This is a genomic window from Streptomyces sp. NPDC056361 (genome assembly GCF_042262805.1).
GTDB lineage: Bacteria > Actinomycetota > Actinomycetes > Streptomycetales > Streptomycetaceae > Streptomyces.
Genome location: NZ_JBHJQI010000252.1, coordinates 1 through 6127 on the forward strand (window position 1 = coordinate 1; position 6127 = coordinate 6127).

At 74.0% G+C, this 6127-nt stretch carries 2 protein-coding genes; both read right to left on the minus strand.

Translation table 11 applies throughout. From position 1 onward, the window contains the following. Positions 1–45: 45 nt before the first annotated feature. Positions 46–435: a hypothetical protein gene (locus tag ACFCY7_RS39315; RefSeq protein WP_376490886.1), complete on the minus strand. Its 390-nt coding sequence runs from the start codon at positions 433–435 to the stop codon at positions 46–48. A gap of 91 nt (positions 436–526) precedes the next feature. Continuing rightward, positions 527–6127, minus strand: a 5601-nt coding sequence (locus ACFCY7_RS39320; RefSeq protein ID WP_376490887.1) for a hypothetical protein, incomplete at its 5' end; no start/stop codon positions are given.

The following is a 6127-nucleotide window of genomic DNA, read 5'->3' on the forward strand; positions in this document are numbered from 1 at the left end:
TCCACGCACCGGGGAGGCCCCCTTCGCCGTCCGGCCGGCTCCCGGTCAGGAGCCGGTGAAGTGACCCTCCAAGGCCGGTCCCGTCGTCGCGACGACGACGGCGCCCTCACGGATGTCCTCGGACAACTCGGCCCGGTCGCCCTCCTCGCGGATGACCACCGGCCGGTCCGACGAGAGGACGGCCGCCCCGAGGCGGTCGACCAGCCGGGCCAGGACGTCGAAGAACTGCCCGGACGGGAAGCGGCTGACGGAGACGCAGACGTCGTTGACGTCCACCTCGACCTCGTGGCCGTCCGCGGTGCGGATCAGCACCCCGTCCGCGAGGTCGGCGCCCGCGGAGACGATGTACGGCTCCAGGACGTCCCGGACGAGCTCCATGTCGAGAGGCGCCGGTTCACCGTCCCGATAGCGGAGCACGAACAATGTGCGACTCATTGATGGATCCTCACCGGAGTGTTTCCGAAATATCAGGGTGAGGCCTTCCGGGAAAGCGGACTTTCCCGGAAGGCCTCATCGACGGGGCATGCTACGGCATGTAGATGACTTCGATCCGGCCCACGAGTTCGGGGGTGTCGGCGACCATGTGCCGGAATGCGGTGGCCGCCTCCGGAGAACTCACGTAGTACACGATGGGCGTGTACGTGTCGTCGACCGCCGACTTGGCTCCGGCGACCTGCGCCTTGGCCTCCTTGATCGGCGCGGTCACGAAGAACTTGAACTTGCCGGTCACGGGGTCGATGACACCGCTGTCGGCCCAGAACTTCGCGTCGATCAGCTTGCCGTCCTGGTAGCCGTCGAGCTTCACGTACTCGCCCTTACGGCCCGCCACCGGGTACTTCATCTTGAGCTTGTAGACGAAGCCCGCCGGCACACCGCCCGTGACCCGCATCTGGTACGCGGCCGCGGCGGCCTCCATGCCCTCGTTCTCCGCTGCCCAGAACCCGGGCCCGTTGATGCCGCCGATCCAGCAGCCGGGACCGGTCGCGCCACCGCTGCCCGCACTCGCGGAGGCGAAGAACGCGGCCTTGAAGGTCACCTTCTCGACCTTCTCGCAGGCCGAGTTGAGCTTGCGGACGATGCGGGCGACCATGCCCTGAACCGCGGCCTCGGTCAGACCGACGGAACGGAGCGCCAGCCAGGCGTCGGTGAAGCCGATGCCCGTCTTCAGCGCGGCGTCCATCGCCGTCACCGCGGCCTTGGCCGTCCTGAACAGCGCGCCGGCGACGAACCAGCTCGCCGCCCAGGCGCAGTCGCCCCAACTGCCGCCGCTGACACCCGGGGTGATCAACTTGGCGCAGCCGATGAAGTCGCCGAGCAGGATGTCGACCGGGTCGATGCCCGAGTTGAACTCGACCATCGACAGCGTGATCGACATGCGCTCGGTCTTCTGCTCCGACACGTCCGGACCGAGGTAGGTCGTGTCCGCGTCCGGGCAGCTTCCGGTGTACGTGCCCGGCGCGGCCAGGCACATGTACAGGTCGACGTGCGACTTGTACGTGACCGTCGCGGTGATCGTGCAGTCACCGATGTGGATGATCGGGTTGCAGTTGTCCTTGACGACGTTCTGCGGCTCGCCGATGTACTCGATGTGGTCGAGGACCGCCCACACCCCGCCGATACCGGTGGTGACACCCTGCGAGATCTGCTCGTTGCTGCCGTCTGTCTCGGTGCGGTCGGCGGCGGCCTGGGCCTCCTCCGCCGCCTCCCGGGCACCGGCCGCGGCCTTCTCGGCGGCCGTGGCGTCGGTCTCCGCCTGGGTGGCGGTGGCGCGGGCGCTGGCGGCGTCCTCCTCGGCCTTGGTGGCGACGGCGCGGGCGTTGGCGGCGTCCTTCTCCGCCTCGGTGGCCGCCGCGTCCGCCGCGGCGGCGTCCGCCTCGGCGTCGTTCGCGGCCGTCCCCGCCGCCAGCGCGGCGGTTCCGGCGGCCATGGCGTAGCCGTCGGCGCGGCCGGCCGATGCCTGGGCCTCCTTGGCGTCCTTGGCGGCCTGGGCCGCCGACTCCTGGGCCCGCTGGTACGCCTTGGCCGCGCGGGACGCGTCGGTCGCCGCGGCCGCGGAAGCCTGGGCGGCGAGCTTCATGTCCGCGTCGGCCTGTTCGGCCAGGGCCTTCGCCTCGGCGGAGATCCCCTCGGCCTGCTGGGCCGTGGCGGCGGCCGCCGCGGCCTGCTGCTGGGCGATCGTCAGCGACTGCTGACCGGTCAGCACCGCGAACGCGGCGGAGCTGTCGGCCTCCTGGAACGGGCCGCCGAGCGAGATCGCCTCGTTCGCCGGCTTGTTCACCGCGGCCGCGGAGTCGCGGGCCGCGAGCGACGACTGCACGGCCGCGAGCGCCTTGCCCGCGGTCGTCGCCGCCCAGGACGCGGTCTGCAGCGCCTCGACACGGGCGCCGGCCGCCTCCTCCTTGGCCGTCTTGGCCGCCGCGGAGGCCTTCTCCGACTGCTCCTTGGCACCCTTGGCGTCGGCCGCCGCGTCCTCCGACGCGTCGATGGCGTCGGCCGCCGCCGCATGGGCCGCCGCGGCGGAACCCGCCGCGACCCAGTAGGACGCCCACGCGCTGTCGGACGCCGCACGGGCGCGGGCCGCGGAACCCTCCGCCTTGGTGGCCGCCTCACGGGCACTGGTGGCCGCGGCCGTGGCCGCGTTCGCCGAAGCGCGCGCGCTGGTGGCCGCCGTGGTCGCCTCGTTCGCGGCGGAACGGGCGTCGGTGGCCGCGGTGCGGGCCGCGTCGGCGGCGTCCGTACCGTCCTGGGCGATGGCGTGGGCCTCCAGAGCCGCCGCCTTCGCGTTCAGCGAATCCCGCCGCTGCTCGGCCTCACGGGCCTTGTCGCGGGCGGCGACCGCGTCGCGCTCCGCCTGTTCGGCGTCGCCCCTGCGGGCCGATGCCGTGGCTCCGGCCGTCTCGGCGGAGGCGCGGGCCTGGCTCGCGATACGGCCCTGGGCGACGGCGTCGGCCTCGTGGCCGGCCGCCTTGTCACGCTCGCGCTCGGCGGTGGCCCGGTAGGCCGCCGCGTTGGCGCGCTCCAGCTCGGCGACGGCACGCGACGCCTGCGCGTCGGCCGCGGCCTTCTTGGCGTCCTGCTCCTCCGCGAGGGCCTTCTCCTTGGCCCGCTTGGCGGTGTCGGCGTTCGCCGCGGCCGAGGTGGCGTAGGCGTCGGCGCTGTCCGCGGCGGCCTTCGCCTGGGCGGCGGCCTCCTGCGCCGCGATGCGACGGAACTCGGTGTTGACGGCGTGCGCCTCGGTCTTCGCCAGGGCGAGGAGCGCCTCGGACGTCGACACGGTCGCGTTGGCCGCGTTCAGGGCCGTCTCGGTCGCCTTCGAGGCGGCCGTCGCGGCGGCGCCCGAGGCGCGGGCGACCTGCACGGACTGCTGGGCGTACATCAGGCCGCGGCCGCGCGGCACCTCGGCGGCGTCCGCGATCGTCCAGGCCTGCTGCTGGGCGGTCACCGCGCGCTGGGCGGCGGCGTTGGCGGCGGTGGCCTGGTCCTTGGCGGAGGCGCTCAGTGCCTGGACCTTGCCCCGGGCGTTGGCGAGATCCGCCTTGGCCTGGTCGAAGAGGGCCTGCTTCGGCTTGAAGAGGTGGTCCGGGTCGCCCTCCAGGAGGTCGTGCCAGTACTTCTGCCAGCGCAGGATCTGGTCGGCGCGCCACGCCTGGCCGATGGCCTCGATCATGGTGGCGGTGGCCTTGCGGGTCGCCGCCGAGGCGTCCGCCTCGGCCTGCGTGATCAGGGTGCGCGGGGCGGCCTGACCGGCGTACTCCGCCTCCCATTCGGCCGAGGCCACCGAGACGGCCTCGCTCAGGGCGTTGCGCGGGTCGACGGGGTCGGCGTGGTTGCACGAGGCCCAGGACTGCTTGAGGCTCTCGACCTCGACGCGGAACTCGGGCGTGCCCTCGGTGATCTTCCCGGCGGGGAAGCCGCCGTGCCGCAGGTAGGAGGCGATGTCGGACGACGTGGTGCCGCCGAGGTACCAGTCGTTGTCGACGTTGGAGTCCCGCAGCATCATCGCGGCCGCGAAGTCGTGCCAGCCGTCCTTGCCGCGGTTCTGCTCGGTGATCTGCCGGGCCTTGGCGATCGCCTCGGCGCTGGCGTTGGTGTGCCCGTCCCGGCCGATGCGGTCGGCCAGCTTCGCCTGCGGACCGTACGTGTAGGCGCGGATGTCCGCGTCGAAGTCCGGCGCGTGCAGCGTGATCCCGTCGTCGAACGAGCTCATCGCGTACGGGCGGTTGGCGTCCTCGAGCATCGCCTTCTGGGCCGCGAAGGCGTCCAGGTAGGCGTAACCGGCTTCCTTGTCCTGGGTGTTGGCCTGCCCCAGGGGCATGAAGCCGATCCAGGCGGGGTCGCCGATGACGGAGGCCAGGTCGTCGTTCGTGCCGGAGAGGCCCTGGATCGCGACGGCCTTGGTCTTGGCGCCGCCCGCGTGCAGGGCGACACCGGCGAGGCACCGGTTGAGGCGCGGGGTGCTGCGGACGTCACTGATGACGGCCGTCAGTTCGTCGAGGCGACGCAGGGCCTTGTCGGCGTCGTCGAAGATCTTCCGCATGCCGGTGGAGACCTGCTCGATCGCCTGCGCGAGCGCCGGGATCCGGCCCACGATCACGGCGGACGAGGGGACGTCGACGAGCGCCCACAGGCAGCCTTCGACGTGGCTGACGGCCAGGCACTCCTTGACCTTGGCGGGGTCGAGCCGATCGAAGAGGATCTGCCCGCCGTTCGCGGTCGCCCACTCCACGATGTTCACGGAGACGGCCGCGAGGCCCTTCCGGTAGTCGTCGACACAGGTCTGGCCGCACGCGTCGAGGAGGATCTTCTCCTCGCGCTGACCGAGGACCGGCCAGTTGGACGCGCCGCCCTTGACGGGCGTGGTGCCCTCGGCGAGCGCGTCCTTGTGGGCGGCCTCGTTGGTCTCGCGCTGCTGCTGCTCGGCCTGCTTCGCGGCCTCCTCGGCGGAGGTGCTGTCGCCCGCCGCGTCGCCGGCCCTGGTCTCGGCGTCCTTGGCCTCCTGCTCCGCCTTGGTCGCCTTGTCCTGCGCGCCCTGGGCGGCTTCGCCGGCCCGTCCGGCCTTCTCGTTCGCCTCGGCGGCGTGCCGCTCGGCGTCGGTGGCCTCGCGGTCGGCCTCGGTTGCGGTGCTGCTCGCCTCGTTCGCGGTGAGGCGGGCGGAGGCGGCGTCGTTCCCGGCCTGCTCGGCGTGGCCGGCGGCGGCGTCGGAGGCGGCCTTCGCCCCCTGCTGCGCGGTGGTGGCCTCGACGGCGGACGCCTGGGCGCGGGTGACGGCCTCGACGGCGCGGACCGAGTCCGAGGCTGCGCGGGCGGCGGCCTCGGCGGCGAGCTTCGCGTCGCCGGTGGCCTGCTCGGCGGTCTGCTGCGCGGACGCGGCGGCCTGCGCGGCCTGTACGGCCTTGGCCTCGGCGGCCGCGGCCTGCTGCTCGGCGATCGTCTTCGACGACTGGCCGACGAGCACGGCGAACGCGGCCGAGCTGTCCCGCTCCTGGTACGGGCTGCCGATGGTGATGGCGTCGCTCGCGGCGGCGACCGCGGCCTTGGCGCTGTCGCGGGCGGCGAGCGCGGCCTGGCCGGCGGCGTACGCCCGGCCCACCACGGTCGCGGCCGACTTCAGGGCCTCGGCGGCACTGGTGCCGGCGGCGATCGACTCCTGCTCGGCCTTCTCGGCGAGAGCGGTGGCGTTCTCCGACGCGGTGGCGGCGTTGTCCGCGCGGATCGCCGCGTCCTGCGACGCGTCGAGCGCGACGGCGGCGGCGGCGTGCGCGGTGGAGGCCGCGCCGACGGAGGTGTAGTACGCCGACCACGCGGCGCCCGCGGACGCCTGGGCCCGCTCGGCGGCGCCTTCGGCCGTGGTGGCGGCCGTGCGTGCGGTGACGGCGGCGGCCGTGGCCTCGTCCGCCGCGGTCTGCGCGGCGGTGGCGGCCGTGGCGGCCTGGGTCGCGGCCGTACGGGCCGCCGTGGCGGCGGCCCGGCTCTCGGCGGCGGCCGCGGTGCCCTCGGCGGCGGTGGCCGCGGCTTCGAGGGCGGCGGCGCGGGCCGCGGTGGCCTGCTTCGCCTGGAGCGCGGCGACGGCCTGCTCGCGCGCGGTCTGGGCGGCCTTCGCCTTGGTGTTCGCGAGGGTGCGCTTGGC

Excerpts from the sequence above, each read along its gene's own strand:
- ACFCY7_RS39315 (WP_376490886.1), bottom strand. The coding sequence starts at position 435 with ATGAGTCGCACATTGTTCGTGCTCCGCTATCGGGACGGTGAACCGGCG.